21 protein-coding genes, 1 tRNA gene and 1 rRNA gene are annotated in these 17,398 nt (G+C 27.6%); 15 read left to right on the forward strand and 8 right to left on the reverse strand.

Annotation, left to right across the window (positions count from 1 at the left end; all coding sequences use genetic code 11):
- Positions 1-62 precede the first annotated feature (62 nt).
- The 15 genes from ACIJYA_RS00775 (at position 63) to ACIJYA_RS00845 (ending at position 13,288) form a co-directional block, all read left to right on the forward strand.
- Positions 63-1,034: an EpsG family protein gene (locus ACIJYA_RS00775; protein ID WP_435088587.1), complete on the forward strand. Its 972-nt coding sequence runs from the start codon at positions 63-65 to the stop codon at positions 1,032-1,034.
- Positions 1,035-1,039: 5 nt separating this feature from the next.
- A complete protein-coding gene (locus tag ACIJYA_RS00780; protein ID WP_435088588.1) occupies positions 1,040-2,869 on the forward strand; it encodes a glucosamine 6-phosphate synthetase in 1,830 nt (609 codons plus the stop codon).
- A gap of 190 nt (positions 2,870-3,059) precedes the next feature.
- Positions 3,060-4,067, forward strand: coding sequence for a hypothetical protein (locus tag ACIJYA_RS00785; RefSeq protein ID WP_435088589.1), 1,008 nt, complete (start codon positions 3,060-3,062; stop codon positions 4,065-4,067).
- Positions 4,064-5,239, forward strand: a complete 1,176-nt coding sequence (locus ACIJYA_RS00790; RefSeq protein ID WP_435088590.1) for a DegT/DnrJ/EryC1/StrS family aminotransferase — start codon at positions 4,064-4,066, stop codon at positions 5,237-5,239. The genes ACIJYA_RS00785 and ACIJYA_RS00790 overlap by 4 nt, the downstream gene beginning before the upstream one ends.
- A 2-nt stretch (positions 5,240-5,241) precedes the next feature.
- Positions 5,242-5,820, forward strand: a complete 579-nt coding sequence (locus tag ACIJYA_RS00795) for a sugar transferase (protein ID WP_435088591.1) — start codon at positions 5,242-5,244, stop codon at positions 5,818-5,820.
- Positions 5,813-6,415, forward strand: coding sequence for an acetyltransferase (locus ACIJYA_RS00800; RefSeq protein WP_435088592.1), 603 nt, complete (start codon positions 5,813-5,815; stop codon positions 6,413-6,415). The genes ACIJYA_RS00795 and ACIJYA_RS00800 overlap by 8 nt, the downstream gene beginning before the upstream one ends.
- A gap of 12 nt (positions 6,416-6,427) precedes the next feature.
- Complete coding sequence (locus ACIJYA_RS00805; RefSeq protein ID WP_435088593.1) at positions 6,428-8,362, forward strand: polysaccharide biosynthesis protein; 1,935 nt, start codon at positions 6,428-6,430, stop codon at positions 8,360-8,362.
- 160 nt (positions 8,363-8,522) lie between these two features.
- A 5S ribosomal RNA gene (gene rrf, locus ACIJYA_RS00810) occupies positions 8,523-8,637 on the forward strand.
- Between the two features lie 9 nt (positions 8,638-8,646).
- Positions 8,647-9,525: an NAD-dependent epimerase/dehydratase family protein gene (locus tag ACIJYA_RS00815; protein ID WP_435088594.1), complete on the forward strand. Its 879-nt coding sequence runs from the start codon at positions 8,647-8,649 to the stop codon at positions 9,523-9,525.
- A gap of 5 nt (positions 9,526-9,530) precedes the next feature.
- Positions 9,531-9,656 (forward strand): type B 50S ribosomal protein L36, encoded by a 126-nt coding sequence (ykgO, locus tag ACIJYA_RS00820; protein WP_008545413.1) that lies wholly within the window; start codon positions 9,531-9,533, stop codon positions 9,654-9,656.
- Positions 9,657-9,662: 6 nt separating this feature from the next.
- Positions 9,663-9,773 (forward strand): aa3-type cytochrome c oxidase subunit IV, encoded by a 111-nt coding sequence (locus ACIJYA_RS00825; protein WP_297681801.1) that lies wholly within the window; start codon positions 9,663-9,665, stop codon positions 9,771-9,773.
- A 9-nt stretch (positions 9,774-9,782) separates the two neighbouring features.
- Complete coding sequence (locus ACIJYA_RS00830) at positions 9,783-10,871, forward strand: NAD(P) transhydrogenase subunit alpha (RefSeq protein ID WP_435088595.1); 1,089 nt, start codon at positions 9,783-9,785, stop codon at positions 10,869-10,871.
- Between the two features lie 4 nt (positions 10,872-10,875).
- The gene (locus ACIJYA_RS00835; RefSeq protein ID WP_435088596.1) at positions 10,876-11,184 is read left to right on the forward strand and encodes a proton-translocating transhydrogenase family protein; all 309 of its coding nucleotides are present in this window, start codon (positions 10,876-10,878) and stop codon (positions 11,182-11,184) included.
- Complete coding sequence (locus ACIJYA_RS00840; protein ID WP_435088597.1) at positions 11,184-12,581, forward strand: NAD(P)(+) transhydrogenase (Re/Si-specific) subunit beta; 1,398 nt, start codon at positions 11,184-11,186, stop codon at positions 12,579-12,581. Before ACIJYA_RS00835 ends, ACIJYA_RS00840 begins: the two co-directional genes overlap by 1 nt.
- Before the next feature lie 8 nt (positions 12,582-12,589).
- Positions 12,590-13,288, forward strand: coding sequence for a transaldolase family protein (locus ACIJYA_RS00845; protein WP_435088598.1), 699 nt, complete (start codon positions 12,590-12,592; stop codon positions 13,286-13,288).
- 8 nt (positions 13,289-13,296) lie between these two features.
- On the opposite strand, the gene ACIJYA_RS00850 is transcribed toward ACIJYA_RS00845, so the two are convergent.
- The 8 genes from ACIJYA_RS00850 to ACIJYA_RS00885 all read right to left on the reverse strand — a co-directional run bounded on the left by ACIJYA_RS00850 (position 13,297) and on the right by ACIJYA_RS00885 (position 17,397).
- Positions 13,297-13,373, reverse strand: a tRNA-Met gene (locus ACIJYA_RS00850).
- Between the two features lie 6 nt (positions 13,374-13,379).
- Complete coding sequence (rpsU, locus tag ACIJYA_RS00855; RefSeq protein ID WP_008544401.1) at positions 13,380-13,574, reverse strand: 30S ribosomal protein S21; 195 nt, start codon at positions 13,572-13,574, stop codon at positions 13,380-13,382.
- 54 nt (positions 13,575-13,628) lie between these two features.
- On the reverse strand, positions 13,629-14,216 hold the full coding sequence (locus ACIJYA_RS00860; protein WP_435088599.1) for a cell cycle transcriptional regulator TrcR: 588 nt from the start codon (positions 14,214-14,216) through the stop codon (positions 13,629-13,631).
- Positions 14,217-14,447: a 50S ribosomal protein L31 gene (gene rpmE / locus ACIJYA_RS00865; RefSeq protein WP_435088600.1), complete on the reverse strand. Its 231-nt coding sequence runs from the start codon at positions 14,445-14,447 to the stop codon at positions 14,217-14,219.
- 35 nt (positions 14,448-14,482) lie between these two features.
- Positions 14,483-15,223 carry an inositol monophosphatase family protein gene (locus ACIJYA_RS00870; protein ID WP_435088601.1) on the reverse strand — a complete coding sequence of 247 codons (741 nt, stop codon included), beginning with the start codon at positions 15,221-15,223 and terminating at the stop codon, positions 14,483-14,485.
- Between the two features lie 5 nt (positions 15,224-15,228).
- On the reverse strand, positions 15,229-15,789 hold the full coding sequence (gene efp / locus ACIJYA_RS00875) for an elongation factor P (RefSeq protein ID WP_435088602.1): 561 nt from the start codon (positions 15,787-15,789) through the stop codon (positions 15,229-15,231).
- Positions 15,786-16,400, reverse strand: a complete 615-nt coding sequence (gene thiE, locus ACIJYA_RS00880; RefSeq protein ID WP_435088603.1) for a thiamine phosphate synthase — start codon at positions 16,398-16,400, stop codon at positions 15,786-15,788. The genes efp and thiE overlap by 4 nt, the downstream gene beginning before the upstream one ends.
- The gene (locus ACIJYA_RS00885) at positions 16,387-17,397 is read right to left on the reverse strand and encodes a class I fructose-bisphosphate aldolase (RefSeq protein ID WP_435088604.1); all 1,011 of its coding nucleotides are present in this window, start codon (positions 17,395-17,397) and stop codon (positions 16,387-16,389) included. Before ACIJYA_RS00885 ends, thiE begins: the two co-directional genes overlap by 14 nt.
- Position 17,398 lies beyond the last annotated feature (1 nt).

Below are 17,398 nucleotides of genomic sequence, written 5' to 3' on the forward strand. Positions count from 1 at the left end.
TTTAAATGAGGTAAATTTATAATTTAGATAACATTTTGTCTAAATTATTTCATTAAGCATTCATGTTACTAAAAAATAAAATTAATACTCATTTAGCTTTATTATCTATATTAATTATTTCTTTAACCTATGGTTTTTATGTAGGAGAAGGTTTTTATGGTTATTCAAATGATTATTATGCTGAATATTATCAAAGTAATTTGATTTATCCATCTATACGTGAAAAACTTGGGTCTTATTTGTCTACATTGACAATTAACAAGTTACATATCGGAGTTCATTTAACAAGTTTTTTTTTAGCTTTCTCTTCAGGGATACTATTAAGAGCTTTTTTTAAAATCAAAGCCCAAAATTCTACAATCATTTTTTTATTTATTTATATTGTCATTTTACACACCCATCCAATTATAATGTCAACATCTGGTGCAATGAGACAAGGCTGGACCATGGTATTTATTTTTTTCTCATTGTCAGCATTGTTAGAAGATAAAAAATTTTTATCAATTTTTTTCATTTTGATTTCAGTTTTTCTCCATAAATCAGGGTTGTTTTATTTTATGATTTATCTTGTGATGTTAATAAACTTAAATATTCATAAAAGATTTAAAAATAAAAAATTTTTATTAGTAACAATGGGAATATCTTTCTTTGTATTTTCATGTTATGGATTATTTTTTTTAGGATGGTCTAGCGCTAAACACAGAATTGTTGCCGGAGACTTTAGATATTTATGGCTAGTAGTTAATTTAATTTATATATATTTCTATTTTTATAATTTCCATATAAAATTACCAAAGCCGATTAAAAATGTGGCCATTTTTTTATACTTTCATGCATGTTCTTCTCCAGCCTTTTTAGTAATGGGATTAAATTGGCAGTATGAAAGAATAAATATGGTTGTTGGGATACCTTTAATCTTAATGATAAGTTCTTATTTTACAAAAAAAAGTTCTTATTTGTGTTTGTCACTTCTTTTGTGTATGTATCTTTTTTTAACAATTTTCCAAGGTATGTATGTTATTGGTTTAACTTAAAATTTATGTGTGGAATTTTTGGAATAATATCAAAATCAGAAGTAAATTTAAAAGATTTGTCATCATTAGCTAATAACGCAAGACAAAGAGGAAAGGATTCTTCTGGTTATATTGAATACGAAAAGGGCAAGTATGTAATTAAAAGATTTGATTATGATTTAAATAAATCGATAAAAAAAATAAACCATAATAGTAAAATTACAATTGGACACAGCAGATTGGTAACCAATTCAATGTTAGATAATCAACCATTATTTAAACATAATATATGCGTTTTTCATAATGGGATTATAACTAATTTTGAAGAGTTATTTAATAAGTACAACTTTAAACAAGATCTAAAAGTAGATACCGAAATTATTGTTGAATTATTTAATTATTTTCTAAATAAAAACCAAGACATAGAAATAGTTGTAAAATCTATTTTATCAATTATTAAAGGAAGCGCCTCATGTGTAGTGCATCTTATTGATAAGGGTAAATTAGTTTTATTTACCAATAACGGCAGTTTGTACTGGGGCAAAAAAAATAAAAATATATACTTAAGTTCCGAGTCCTTTTCGCTTAAAGAAACTGATTGTGAGGAAATTGAACAAATCAGTGAAACAATTATAATTGATTTACCAGCAACAAAAGAAAAAACTGTTGTAGAGGATCATAAAATTCAAAGAAAAAACCTTGTTCCAGAAATAACTAATTTTATAGATGAAAGATTATTAAAATATGAAATCAATCTTATAAAAAGATGTACAAAATGTATACTACCATCAAATTTTCCTTTTATAAGTTTTGATAAAAATGGCGTTTGTAATTTTTGTCAAAACTATAAAAAAAAATACGAAGGATTTTCAATTGAAAGAAAAGAAAACTTTAAAAAAATATTAAATAAATATAAAGATAAAAAAAATAAAGTGAAATGTATATTGCCTCTTTCAGGTGGAAGAGATAGTTGTTATGGACTTCACTTAGCAGTTAAAGAACTTGGCCTATCACCTATTACGTTTACTTATGATTGGGGATTGGTAACAGATTTAGCAAGAAGAAACACAAGTAGAATTTGTTCTATATTAAATGTTGAGAATATTATAATTGCAGACAACATTGAAAAGAAAAGATCTTATATTAGAAAGAATGTTTTAGCTTGGTTAAAAAAACCGCATTTAGGTATGGTTAATTTATTTACAGCTGGAGACAAACATTTTTATAGATTTTTAGAAAAAGTTAAATCTCAAAATGAGATAGATTTGAATATATGGTCTTACAATCCATTTGAAATTACTCACTTTAAGCATGGTTTTCTTGATGTAAAACCTAATTTTTTAAATAAGAAAACCTATAATCAGGGCCTATTAAGTCAATTTGAATACCAATTTAAAAGATTGAAAGTTATGATGGGAAATTTTTCTTATTTTAATTCATCAATTATTGATACTTTAGTTGGTGAGTTTAATAGAAGTGTACGAAAACATTCTGATTATTATTATTTATTCAATTATTTTAGATGGAATGAAGATGAACTTAACGATATTTTGTTAAATACTTATGAATTCGAAAAATCACCAGATACAGAGTCAACTTGGAGAATAGGTGATGGTGCAGCTCCATTTTATAATTATATTTTTTATACTTTGGCAGGTTTTACAGAATTTGATACATTTAGAAGTAATCAAATAAGAGAAGGAGATTTATCAAGAGATGAAGCTTTACAACTAATTCAAAAGGAAAATAAACCTAGATATCAAAGTATTAAATGGTTTTTAGATGTGATTGATTTAGATTTTGAAAAGACAATTAATAGAATTAATGAGTATAGTTATAATAATATACAAAATTAATTTGTATAATGAAAAAAATACTTTTTATAAGTAAATATCTTTCAACGCGCCAAAATGGTTTTGAATCAAGACTTTCTGTTTTAATAAAAATTTTTAAAAAAAATAATTTTAAAGTATCTGCAATTACTAGTAGTAATTCGTTGAAAAAAATTAAATTTAAAAATGAATATGTAAAAAAAAAATAGATAATGTGAATTATTTTTTTATTAAAGAAGATAAAAAGTTTTCTCAATATTCTTTTCAAAGAATTATTTCTTGGGTTAAGTTTGAATTTCGTGTTTTTAACTTTAATTATAATTTAATTAATTTTAAACCAGATATAATATATATATCTTCTCTTTCATTATTTACAATTTTGAATGGTGTTTATCTTAAAAAAAAATTTAAAGCCAAGCTAGTTTTTGAAATGAGAGATTTTTGGCCTTATTTTTTATACACTACTGGAAAATTTTCTAAATATAACCCATTCATATTAATTTTAAGTATTATTGAAAAATATGGTATTTATAATAGTGATTTAATAATAAGCCTGATACCTAGAGTTAAAGAATATATTAGATATAGAGGATTTTTAAACAAAAAAACTTTTGCCTCAACATTTCCAGTAAACAAAAGTTTATTTGTTAATCACAAAAATTTTCATATTAATATTGATAAATCCAAATTTAACGTTTGTTATGCTGGAAATTTTGGTTTTGATAATTATCTAGATGAACTTTTAAAATTAATTTCACAAATAAAAGATAAATCTTTTGTTTTTCATTTTTTTGGTGATGGTTCTCTTAAAAAATATTTAGAAAAAAAATTTTCTAATTTATCAAATTGTAAATTTTATCCACATATTGAGTACAAAAATCTTCATTCAATTTTAATCAAAATGAATTGTTTAGTTGTTAGCTTTGGGTTTAACGATAAGTATCCTTTGTTTGGATACGAACTTAATAAGTTAAACAATTATTTAATGGCAAATAAACCAATTCTTGTTATAGGTAGCAAGGAAAACCTACAAGCAAATAGAGGTAAATTTATTTTTGTAAACAAAAATGATCCTTTAATTTTTAAAAAAAAATTAATTTTTATTAAAAAAAATTATCAATTTTTTTTAAAAATAGCTAAAATAAATAAAATGAAATTATTAAAAAGAAATAATCCTGAAAAAATTTTTCAAAAAACTGCAAAAAAATTGATAAATTTATGATGTACGATAGACATCAAATTAAATCTGTTTCAGATATTTTAAAAAATAATAAAACAAATTATTGGACTGGAAATGAATGTAAAAAATTTGAAAAAGAATTTTCAAAATATCATAATACAAAATATTCTATATCAGTATCTAATGGTAGTGTTGCCTTGGAAATTGCTCTTAGAGCATTGAATTTAAATTATCAAGACGAGGTAATAGTAACTCCTAGATCTTTTATTATTTCTGCAAGTTGTGTATTAAATTTAGGGCTAAAACCTATCTTTGCAGATGTTGATCATAATGGAAATTTAAATATTAAAGGAATTTTAAAAGCTTATAGAAAAAAAGTTAAAGCAATTATTCTTGTTCATTTAAATGGATTAGCTTGTGATTTAGATCCGATTACAAAGTTTGCCAAAAAAAAAAAACTTAAATTAATTGAAGATTGTTCGCAAGCTCATGGTGCTAAATATAAAGGTAAATCAGTAGGAACTTTTGGTGACGCATCAGTATGGTCTTTTTGTCAAGATAAGATAATATCTACTGGTGGTGAAGGAGGCATGATTTCAACAAGTGATAAAAAAATTTGGCAAAAATGTTGGTCGAATAAAGATCATGGCAAAGATTATAGAAAAGTATTTAACAAAAAACAAAAACCAGGTTTTAAATGGTTGCATGATTATTTGGGTTCTAATTATCGTATGACTGAAATGCAAGCCAGCTTAGGCAGATATCAGCTTAAAAATTTAGATAGTCAGATTTATAAAAGAAATGAAATTGCAAATTTATATTATAAAAATCTTAATTCATTTTTTGAAAGTGGTCTATTTGAAGAGCCTGATTATAGATGTGATGATTGTCCATTAATTTTAAATAAAAAATGTAATCTTTGTAAACATTCATATTACAGGTTAAATTTTTATATAAAGAAAAAAAAAATAAAACAGAAAGATATAATAAGTGATCTTAATAAAAATAAAATTAAATGTTTTGTTGGATCTTGTCCTGAAATTTATAGAGAAAAAATTTTTCAAAAATTAAAAGTTTATCCAAAAAAAAGACTAACTAATGCTAAGTTGTTAGGAGAAACTAGCATAATGTTTGCTGTAAACCCTTATAAATCGATATCGATTATAAAAAAAGAAATTAAAATTATTAAGAAAGTTTTTAAGAAATATCTTTAAGGATGTATCATACATATTTTAAAAGAATATTAGACATTATATCGTGTCTAAGCCTTATTCTAATTTTCTTTCCTATAATGATTGTAATATTTATTCTAGTATGGCTCAAAATTGGTTTTCCAATTTTTTTTCATAAAAGGCCTGGTTTGAATAATAAGATTTTTGTATTATATAAATTTAAAACTTTACATGATGCGCCACCAGGCACACCAGAAAAAAAAAGACAAAGTAGCTTAGGTGATTTTTTGAGAAAAACAGGTTTGGATGAATTGCCACAATTATTCAATGTTATTCAAAATAAGATGAGTCTAATAGGTCCAAGGCCACTTTTAGTAGAGTATCTTGATAAATACTCTGTTTATGAAAAAAAAAGACATTTAGTTAAACCAGGGATTACTGGCTTAGCACAAATTTCGCCTAATAAGTCTGGAATTAAATTATGGAAAAAAAGTATTAAATTAGATTTATTTTATGTATCCAATGTAAGTTTTCTTCTTGATATAAAAATATTGTTTGAAACAGTAAAACTAGTAATTTTAAAAAAAAAACAATATCAAGATTTTAATAAATTTTATGAATAAAAACATAGCTATTATTGGTGCGGGAGGTCACGGAAAAGTAGTTGGAGAAATTGCACAATTAAATGGTTATAATATAGTTGATTTTTTTGATGATAGTGAAAATTTAAAAAAAGATGAATTTTTTTTTCCTATTCATGGTAATTTAAACTATCTCAAAGATAGTTTAAAAAAATACAATGCTTTTTTTGTTGCAATAGGTAACAATAAAATTAGATTTGATAAAATAGAATGGTTGATTAAGTCTGGAGCAAATATAATAAACTTAATTCACCCAAGATCTACTATTAGCAAACATACCAAATTAGGTAATGGGATTTGTGTTATGGCAAATTCTGTAATTAACCCGGGTTCAGTAGTTGGTAATGGAGTTATAATAAATACATCTGCTTCTATAGATCATGATTGTAAAATTGAGGACTATGTACATATATCTCCTAATTGTTCTTTATCTGGAAATGTTAAAGTAGGAAAATTTTCACATATAGGTACTGGCACTTCCGTTCATCCAGGTATTGAGATAGGGGCTAATGTAAAAGTTGGCATTGGTTCAAAAATCTTTAATAATGTTTTAGATAATACTGTTTATAAAATTTAAAGTTATTATGTTATGTTAGAAAAATTTCAGACTTTTTCGAAATCAATATTATCTTTACCACGATATGCTAAACAGACCATTGTATTATTGGTTGACTCTTCTTTGTGTATTATTGCGGTTTGGTTATCTTTTTATTTAAGATTAGATCAGTTTGTTCCTTTGAAAGAACAAGTTCTTTTTGTAGGGTTATTGTCTATATTTATAGCATTGCCAATATTTTGGTTATCTGGCTTATATAGAACTATTTTTCGTCACTCTGGAAAATCATCACTAATTTCTATTTTATTTTCTTTGATTGTGTATGGTTTAATTTATTTTTCAATAGTAACTATTTATGGGATTGTTAATGTACCAAGATCTATAGGTATAATTCAACCAATGCTTCTCTTCTTAACTATTTCTGGATCAAGATTATTTGCCAGATTTTTTTTGGGTGGTATTTATGAGAGCAAATTTAAAATTTCATCATTGCCAAAAGTATTGATTTATGGAGCTGGAAGTGCAGGTAGACAGGTTTTGGCAGCTTTAGAAAATAGCAATGAAATGAAGGTTGTTGGTTTTGTTGATGATGACAAGTTATTGGAGAGCCAGGTTTTAAAAGGACAAAATATTTATTCTCCTGATGATCTTGCCAGTTTAATTCAAGTTAAAAATGTTTCTTATATACTTCTTGCTATTCCTTCAGTTAATAGAAGTAAACGAATGGAAATTATAAAAAAGATACACAATCACAAGGTTATTGTTAGGACACTTCCGACTGTTACTGACCTAGTTGAAGGAAATGTGACTATATCTGATATCAGAGATTTAGATATTGTGGATATCTTAGGTCGAGAAATGGTTGCACCTGATGCTGAACTATTAAGTAAAAATATTTACTCAAAAACTGTTTTAGTTACTGGGGCTGGGGGATCTATCGGATCAGAGTTATGTCGTCAAATAATTAAACTTAATCCTAAAAAACTTATACTTATCGAAATAAGCGAATATTCTCTTTATAAAATTAATGTGGAACTTGAAGATATAAAATTAAAAAATAACTTAAAAAAAGTGAAAATTATTTCATTAATTGCCTCAGTTCAAGACGAAGTTAGAATTAATGAAATATTAAAAACATATATGCCTAATACAATGTATCATGCGGCAGCATATAAGCATGTTCCTCTTGTAGAAGAAAATATTTGTGAAGGTTTAAAAAACAATATTTTTGGAACTTTAGTTGCAGCAAAAGCTGCAATTAATAATAATGTTTCAGATTTTGTATTAATTTCAAGTGATAAAGCTGTACGCTCAACAAATATAATGGGTGTTAGCAAACGTCTTGCAGAATTATGTCTTCAAGCTCTTTTTAATAATTTAAAAGACCAAAAAATAAAGTTATGCATGGTTCGATTTGGCAACGTACTTGACTCATCTGGCTCAGTAATACCTAAATTTAAAAAACAGATTCGAGACGGTGGGCCTGTAACACTTACACATCCAGATGTGACGCGGTATTTTATGACAATTCCTGAAGCAGCAGAGCTTGTTATACAGGCTGGAGCTATTGCAGAAGGTTCAGATGTATTTGTGTTAGACATGGGTAAGTCAATTAAAATAAAAGATCTCATTTATAAAATTATCATATTGTCAGGCTTATCCGTTCAAGATGATGATAATCCAGATGGTGATATAGCAATTAAGATTATAGGATTGCGTCCAGGTGAAAAACTTTTTGAAGAATTGATGTTGGGTGATGATCCCCAGCCAACTAAACATTCTAAAATTCAAAGAGCTAAAGATCCATTTATACCTTGGGTCGAATTAGAGCAAAATCTTGAGAATTTAAGATTATTAATTCAAAAAGGTAAGGTTGAAGAAATTCATCAATTTTTAAGAAATACAGTAAAAAGCTATAATCCAAATAGTGATATTGTTGACCATGTATTTATTGAACAAAAAAAATAAATTATTTGGATAAATATCAATTAAACTCAAAAAATCTATTCTTTTTAAATAAATAAATGATCTAACTTAAAAATATCTATTAACAACTATAATTAATTATTTTATTACTTAACAAAATAAGGAACTTTACAAAATCTATTTTTACTGCTAATAGAAACTGCCTGGTGATTATTGCGAAAGGGCAATACCCGATCCCATACCGAACTCGGAAGTCAAGCCTTTCAGCGCCAATGGTACTTTGTCTTAAGACACGGAAGAGTAGGACATTGCCAGGCATATCTAAAATGAAAAATCTCATAATTGTAACTGGTGGTGCTGGATTTATTGGCTCTAATTTAATTAAATCCCTTTTAAAAAAAACAAATAAAAGAATTATAAGTCTAGACAATTATTCATCAGGTAATAAAAAAAATCATATTAAAAATAATAGAGTTAAGTATTTAAAAGCAGAAACTTTTGAAATTTCAAAACATTTAAAACATTTAAAAAAACAAATTCACTCAATTTTTCATTTTGGAGAATTTGCAAGAATTTATCAAAGTTTTAAAAAATTTAATGAATGTTTTAAATCAAATTCTATGGGCTCGAATGCTGTGTTTAAATTTTGTCTTGAACACAATATTAAACTTATTTATTCAGCAACTTCAGCTTCACTTGGTAATAAAGGAAATGATAAAAATTTATCTCCTTATGCTTTTACAAAATCTAAAAATTTAGAATTGCTAGAAAATTTAAGAAAATGGTTTAATTTTAAATTTGAAGTTATTTATTTTTATAATGTCTATGGACCTGGTCAAATCAAAGTAGGTGATATGTCAACTGTGGTGGGAATTTTTGAAGATCAATATAAAAAAAATAAACCTTTAACAGTTGTTAGACCTGGAACGCAGACAAGAAGATTTACTCATATTGATGATACCATTAATACTTGTATTGAAGCATGGAGTAAAAATAAGTGCCTTCATTATAGCATCAGTCATAAAAAATCTTATTCTATCAAAGATCTTGCTAAAATGTTCAAAACTAAAATAACTTACTTAAAACCTAGGCCAGGTGAGCGATATGCGTCAGCATTAACAAAAATATCAAATAATCAAACAATTATTAATAAATATGGAAAAATAGATTTGAAAGATTATGTAACATCGTTTATGAAGAGTTAAAAATTATGAAAATAAAAAGCTCATTAAAGTCTATTAAAAAAAGAGATCTTAATTCTAAACTAGTTAGAAGAAGAGGTCGTGTCTACGTTATTAATAAAACTAATCCAAAATTTAAAGCAAGACAGAAATAATTTTTTATGGACAATGAAAACCATAAAAATACCTGGAACAATTTTACAAAATTTGTCTTGTGGGGAACCGTCGCAGTTATTGGTGTTTTAGTTTTAATGGCAATATTCTTACTGTAAGATAAATGTATGAAAATTGCCTCAATTTTAGAAAATCAAATAATTGAAAAAAGAATAGCAATAACGCCTGAGATTGCAAAAAAATATATATCCCTTGGTCTTGAGGTTTTCTTATCTGAAAATTATGGAAGTCATCTTGGAATCAAAGATGAAGAGTATAAAGACTTAGGAGTATCAATTTCAAATGATGAAAAAAAAATCATAGCTAGCACAGATATTATTGTTCAATTAGGTTTATTAGATGATGATAAAAGTTCTTTACTTAAAGAAAATCAAACATTTATTGGTGTTTTAAACCCATATAATAATAAAGATAAAATAGATAATTTAGTTAAAAAAAAAATAAATATCTTTTCGCTTGAACTACTTCCAAGAATAACAAGAGCTCAATCTATGGATATATTATCTTCACAGGCAAATCTTGCTGGATATAAAGCAGTAGTAAAGTCATTTGCTCATTTTGAAAAAGCAATTCCAATGATGATGACTGCAGCAGGAACTATACCTGCAGCAAAAGTATTAGTTGTTGGTGCAGGTGTTGCTGGACTACAAGCAATTGCAACTGCGAAAAGAATGGGCGCAATTGTATTTGCAACTGATGTTAGAATGGCCTCAAAAGAACAAGTTGAAAGTTTAGGGGGAAAATTTTTAACAGTTGAGGGTGCAGAAAGTTTAGAGACTGAAGGAGGATATGCAAAAGAAGCATCAGATGATTTTAAAAAGAAACAAGAAGAATTATTGTCAGAGACATTAAAAAAAATTGATATTGTAATTTGTACAGCTTTAATTCCTGGAAAAAAAGCACCAGTGATCATTAAAGAAGATATGATTAATAATATGAATTCTGGTTCGATAATATATGATTTAGCAGCCATTCAAGGTGGAAATACAGCACACACTAAAGTTGATGAAATTGTTGATAAAAATGGAGTTAAAATAATGGGGGAAAGTAATATTTTAAACAAACTTCCAACTTCAGCATCTAATTTATATGCAAAAAATGTATTTAATTTTGTTTCAAATTTATATGATAAAGAAAATAAAAAAATAAATATAAATTTAGAAGACGAGATAATTGAGAAAACTTTAATACAATAGAATTATGGAAATAGACCCATTTATATTTAGATTAAGTATCTTTATCCTCTCAATTTTTATAGGATATTATGTGGTTTGGAGTGTAACCCCATCACTTCATACTCCTTTAATGTCCGTTACCAACGCGATTTCATCAGTGATTATTGTTGGTGCAATTATTGCGGGGTTGGCAGGAAATTCTGATACTATATTCAACGCTTCAAGTATCTTTGGTTTCTTAGCAATATCATTGGCAGCAATTAATATTTTTGGTGGTTTTCTAGTAACTCAAAGAATGCTTGCAATGTATAAAAAAAAGAAAAAGGATAAATAATGTTATCAGCAAATTTATCAGCAATATTTTATCTAATTTCAGGAGTATTATTTATTCTTGCCTTAAGAGGACTTTCTTCGCCAGAAACATCTAGACAAGGAAATTTTTTTGGAATTTTGGGCATGATTATTGCAATCACGGTTACATTTTTATCTATTGGAATTTTTTCAACTGGATTTGTGGTTGTTTTAATTTTTCTTTTAGTGGGGGGATTAATAGGTGCTTTTATTGCTTATAAAATTCCAATGACAGCAATGCCAGAATTAGTAGCTGGCTTTCACAGCTTGGTTGGTCTTGCAGCTGTTTTTGTTGCAATAGCCGCTTTTTTAAATCCAGAAGCTTTTAATTTAGGATCTCCAGGTAATATTAAGCTTGGAAGTTTAATAGAAATGTCAATTGGAGCAGCAGTTGGTGCAATAACTTTTTCAGGATCAATTATTGCTTTTTTAAAACTTCAAGGAATAATGTCAGGATCACCTATTATTTTCAAAGGCCAGCATCCACTTAATGCTTTGATTTTAATTTCAATAATTGTATTGACTTACCTACTTTGTTCCACTCAATCTTCTAATTTATTTTGGATTTTATTATCAGTATCATTTTTAATTGGTTTTTTATTAATCATTCCAATTGGAGGTGCAGACATGCCTGTGGTAATTTCGATGCTAAATTCATATTCAGGTTGGGCTGCAGCAGGTATTGGGTTTACTCTTGAAAATACTGCACTCATAATTACAGGAGCATTAGTTGGATCTTCAGGGGCAATTTTATCTTACATAATGTGCAAAGGAATGAATAGATCATTCTTTAATGTTATATTAGGTGGATTTGGTGCAACCGAACAATCTTCTTCCTCTCAAAATAAAGAGCAAAGACCGGTTAAAAGTGGAAATGCCGATGATGCTGCTTTTTTAATGAAAAATGCATCTTCAGTAATTATAGTTCCAGGTTATGGTATGGCAGTTGCTCAAGCACAACATGCTTTAAGAGAGATGGTTGATACGTTGAAAAAAAATGACATAAAGGTTTCATATGCAATACATCCTGTTGCAGGGCGTATGCCAGGACATATGAATGTTTTACTTGCAGAGGCAAATGTTCCATATGATGAAGTATTTGAGCTAGAGGAGATTAATAATGATTTTGCAAATGCGGATGTAGCTTTTGTAATAGGTGCAAATGATGTAACTAATCCTGTTGCTAAAACAGATCCCCAAAGTCCAATTTATGGTATGCCAGTTCTTGATGTTGAAAAGTGCAAGTCAGTATTATTTGTTAAACGTAGTTTATCGCCGGGATACGCTGGAATTGATAATGATCTATTTTACAAAGAAAATACTTTAATGTTATTTGCTGACGCAAAAAAAATGACAGAGGATATTACTAAAAATCTATAGGTATAAATTTGAATACTAAAATATTTTGTGACATTGCAGAATTAGATCAAATTAAAAAATTTGATAAAAAAAGGATTGTTAAAGGGTTTACGACCAATCCTAGCTTAATGAGAAAAGCTGGAGCAAAAGATTACAAATCTTATTCAAAAAAAATTCTTAAAATTTGTAATAATAAACCAGTTTCTCTTGAAGTATTTGCTGATGAATATGAGGAAATGAAAATTCAAGCAATCAAAATTAATACTTGGGGGAAAAATGTTTATGTAAAGGTACCAGTTGCAAATTCTAAAGGTAAATTTATGGGTCGTATTATTAAAGAATTAAATAATCAAAATATAAAACTTAACATAACGGCTGTTTACACCGCAAAACAAACAGAAAAAATTTTAAAATTAATTAATAAAAAAACAAAAGTGATTATTTCTATTTTTGCAGGCAGAGCAGGTGATGCAGGTAAAGATCCATTATCAGAATTTGTTAAAAGTATTAAATTAGCTAAAAGATTTAAGAATGTTGAGATACTATGGGCTAGTGTTCGAGAGCCTTATAATTATCTACAAGCTAAACAATTAGGTTGTCATATAATTACTGTTCCACCAGCAATTATTGAAAAAATAGAAAACTTTGGAAAATCATTTAATCAACTTACAAAAGAAACAGTTAAAGCTTTTTTAATAGACAGCAAAAAGTCTAATTTTAAAATCTAGTTTGGAATTGGTTGCGGGGGACGGATTTGAACCGCCGACCTTCAGGTTATGAGCCTGACGAGCTACCAGACTGCTCCACCCCGCGGTATACTTAAATTCTATTTTTAAGTTTATTTAACTTTTTAACTCTTTTAATATTTTCTTGTAAAATTCTTTTCTTTTTCTCAGAAGGTTTTTCGTAAGTATTTTTTAATTTTATAACTTTAAAAAAACCATCACGCTGTAGTTTTCTTTTAAGAACTCTAAGTGCTTGTTCAATGTTATTATCTTTAACTTCTATTTTCATAAATATTTTTAAATGTGAGTGATTATCACTATAAAATTTTGATGTCTATTAAATTTATTCAATGTTTGAAACTTCTTTTGCTTTTTTTGCTTTTTCTTTTTCTTTTTTTTCTCTTTTTATTCTTCTTTCAGCCTTTTCTAAGGCTTCTACTAGATCTTTTTGACTGAATAAGTTTAAGGCAACAGGATCTTTTGGATTTAGATTATTATAGTTCCAATAGCTTTTATTTCTTATCGAAGTAACCGAATTTTTTGTTATTCCAACTAGTTTTGCAATTTGCGAGTCTTTAAGCATGTTATGCTGTCTGATTAACCATAGCGCAGAATCTGGTTTATCTTGTCTTTTAGATAAAGGCACATATTTTTTAATTTTTTTTTCGCTATTAGAAATTTCAATATCTATACTTTTGATTAGCAAAGGTCTATTTTCATCTTTAGATGATAATTCAATTTCTTCTCTAGACAGCTGTCCAGAGATTATTGGGTTATATGCTTTAATTCCTTTCGCAACTTCACCGTCAGCTATTCCTTGAACCTCAACTTCATGCAAGTTACAGAAATTTGCAATTTGTTTAAAAGTGAGTGTTGTATTTTCAACTAACCAAACAGCCGTAGCCATTGGCATTAAAGGTGCGTTTGACATTTAATTTTTTTTATCTGATTTAAAGTTTTGGAATTTTTTATTAAATTTACTTATTCTACCTTTATCCATTAACTTTTGTTTTCCACCTGTCCATGCAGAATGAGATTTTGGATCAATTTCTAATTTAAGTAAATCACCTTCAGCACCCCAAGTTGATTTAGTTTCAAATTGAGTTCCATCAGTCATTTCGACTTTAATTATATGGTAGTTTGGATGTATGTCTTTTTTCATATCGAGACTTATAGCAAAAGAATTTTATAACACAATTAAAAGTTAACTAAATTTTCCAACATTTTGTCATTAATTGCGGCACTCGAAGCCTTAACATCAATCTTATTTACATCAAATTTATGAATATCGTTTACTATTCCTCCTGCTTCTTTGACTAATATATCTCCAGCTGCGATATCCCAAAGGTTAATCTTATTATGAAAAAAACCATCTAGCCTGCCTGAAGCAACGTAAGCTAAATCTAGTGCAGCACATCCGCTATATCTCATGTTTAAGTTGCTAAATTTAACACCTTCATGATTACTTGAAAATAAACAATCATCAATAGAGTTTTTTTTGGAAACTCTGAGTCTTTGATTATTCATAAAAGCTCCTTTGTCTTTTTCAGCAAAAAACATTTCATCTTTAATTGGGTCAAAGACTAAACCGCTAACAATTTCATCTTTGGATTTAAGGGCAATACAAATTGCAAAGTGGGGTATTCCGTGTAAGAAGTTTGTTGTCCCATCGATTGGGTCAATAATCCAAATATTATCTTTATCAGTGTTATTAATTATTCCAGTTTCTTCAGTTATAAAAGAGTAATTTTTTTTTATTTTTGACAATTCTTCAATCAAAATTTTTTCTACATGTTTATCAGTTTTTGTAACAAAATCATAAGGTCCTTTTTTAGATACCTGTAATTTTTCAACTTCACCAAAATCTCTGATAACAGACTTTGATGCTTTTTCTGCAGCTTTGATCATTATGTTAAGGTTTGCTGATATAGAAATCATTTCAATTATATTTTTTTGATATATTCAAGTGTTCTAGTATCAACGATAACTTCATCACCAGAATCTATAAAAGGTGGAACCTGAATATTTAAACCATTATTTAAAGTAGCAGGTTTGTAGGATGACGAAACTGTTTGACCTTTAAGAGCAACATCTGTTGTTTCAATTTTACATTTTACTTGATTTGGCAGTTCAACTGAAATTGGACTGTCATTATAAAAACTTACTGAGACCTCAAGATTTTCAGTCATTAACTTTCCTTTTTCTCCAATAATATTTTTTTTTAATTCAATCTGTTCAAATGTTTTGGGATCCATAAAAAAATAATTATTTTCATCATCATACAAATAATTAAATATTGTCTCATCTAGTGATGCTTTTTCAACAGTTTCACTAGATCTAAATCTCTCATTTAATTTTGTGTTTTTACCTACACTTTTCATTTCTACTTGAGCAAATGCTCCACCTTTACCTGGTTTCACGTGTTGAGTCTTTAGGACTTGCCATAAATCATTTTTATATTCTAAAAGCATTCCTACTCTTATTTCTCCTGCATTAATTTTCATTTAAGTTTTTCTATAGTTTCTAAAGGTTTATATTTTTTATTATTCCAAACGTAACCTGAGATAGCTAATAAATTAGCATTGTTCAATAACAGTTTTTTATAATTATTAAAATTTATTCCTCCAATAGCAACTACGGGGGTTTTGGTTAACTTTTTTACTTTATTTAAAATCTTTGATGAAGCCTTAAACTCCACTTTTTTCGTTGTAGTGGAAAAAAAAGCACCAAAGGCAATATAACTAGCCTTTTCTTTGATAGCTACTTTAGCTAATTTAATAGAGTTATGACAAGTGACTCCTATAATTTTATTTCCAACTATTTTTCTTGCCTCACTTAAACTCATATCTTTTTGCCCTAAATGACAACCATCAGCATTAAGTTTTTTTGAAAGTATGGGGTCATCATTTACTAAAAATTTTACCCCATTCTTTTTACAAATTTGATTGATTTTTTTCCCAATTATAATTTTTTGTTTGAATGAGTATTTTTTAAGCCTCAATTGAAATAGACTTACCTTGCCAGTTTTTAATACTTTTTTTAAATCCTGATAAAAGTGAGGGTACACTTTGTTTGGGGAAATAAGATAAATAAATTTTTTTTTACTTATTCTCAAGTTCGCTAGACCATTTACCTTGGGCTGCTAAAGTATTCATTTTTGCTCTATGATTAAAAATATTTTGAGTTCCTTTAATATCTTTAATATCTTTTGACCAAAATTTTAGCGCACTTTGTTGTAGAGCTCTTCCATAAGAGTATGTCATTATGAAATTAGTATCATTATTTTTATTGATTAGGTTTAAGTTTTCTGTTGCCTCTATTTCAGATTGACCTCCTGATAAAAAAGCAATTCCAGGTACTTCATTTGGAACAGATTTTTTAAGACATTCAAGTGTTTTAAAAGAAACTTCTTCATTCGAGATTTTATTTTTTGATTTATTTCCTGCCAGAATCATATTTGGTTTTAAAATTATTCCTGTTAGATCAATTTTGTGAACAATAAGTTCTTCAAAACATTTTTGAATTACTTCAGATGTTTTTGTTAAACAGTCTTCTGCTGAGTGTTCACCATCCATTAAGACTTCTGGTTCAACAATTGGAACCATTCCACTCTCTTGGACCAAAGCTGAATATCTTGCCAGAGCATGTGCATTTGAGCTAATTGCAAGTTTACTGGGGCTTTTTTCTTCAATATTATAAACACCTCTCCACTTTGTAAATCTTGCTCCAAGTTCATAATATTTTTTTAATCTTTCTCTTAGACCATCTAAACCCTCAGTAACTTTTTCATCTAATGAATTTGCCAAAACTTTTGCACCAGTGTCTACTTTAATTCCTGGAACAGCTCCTGTGTCTGAGATAATAAAGGGGATTGTTTTTCCTCCATTTGATATTTGATTGATTGTTTCATCATATAAAATAACGCCACCAATACAGTCTTTCATGCTGTCTGCTGTAAAAAGTGTTTCTCTGAAAAGAAGTCTGTTTTCTGCTGTTGATTGAATGTTTACTGAGTCCAATCTTTTAGTCATAGTTCCATTACTTTCGTCTGCAGCAAGTATACCTTTACCGTTTGAAAGAATTTTTAAAGCTATTTTATTAAGTTCTGACATT

The sequence above is a fragment of the Candidatus Pelagibacter bacterium nBUS_29 genome, from assembly GCF_051200905.1.
GTDB lineage: Bacteria > Pseudomonadota > Alphaproteobacteria > Pelagibacterales > Pelagibacteraceae > Pelagibacter.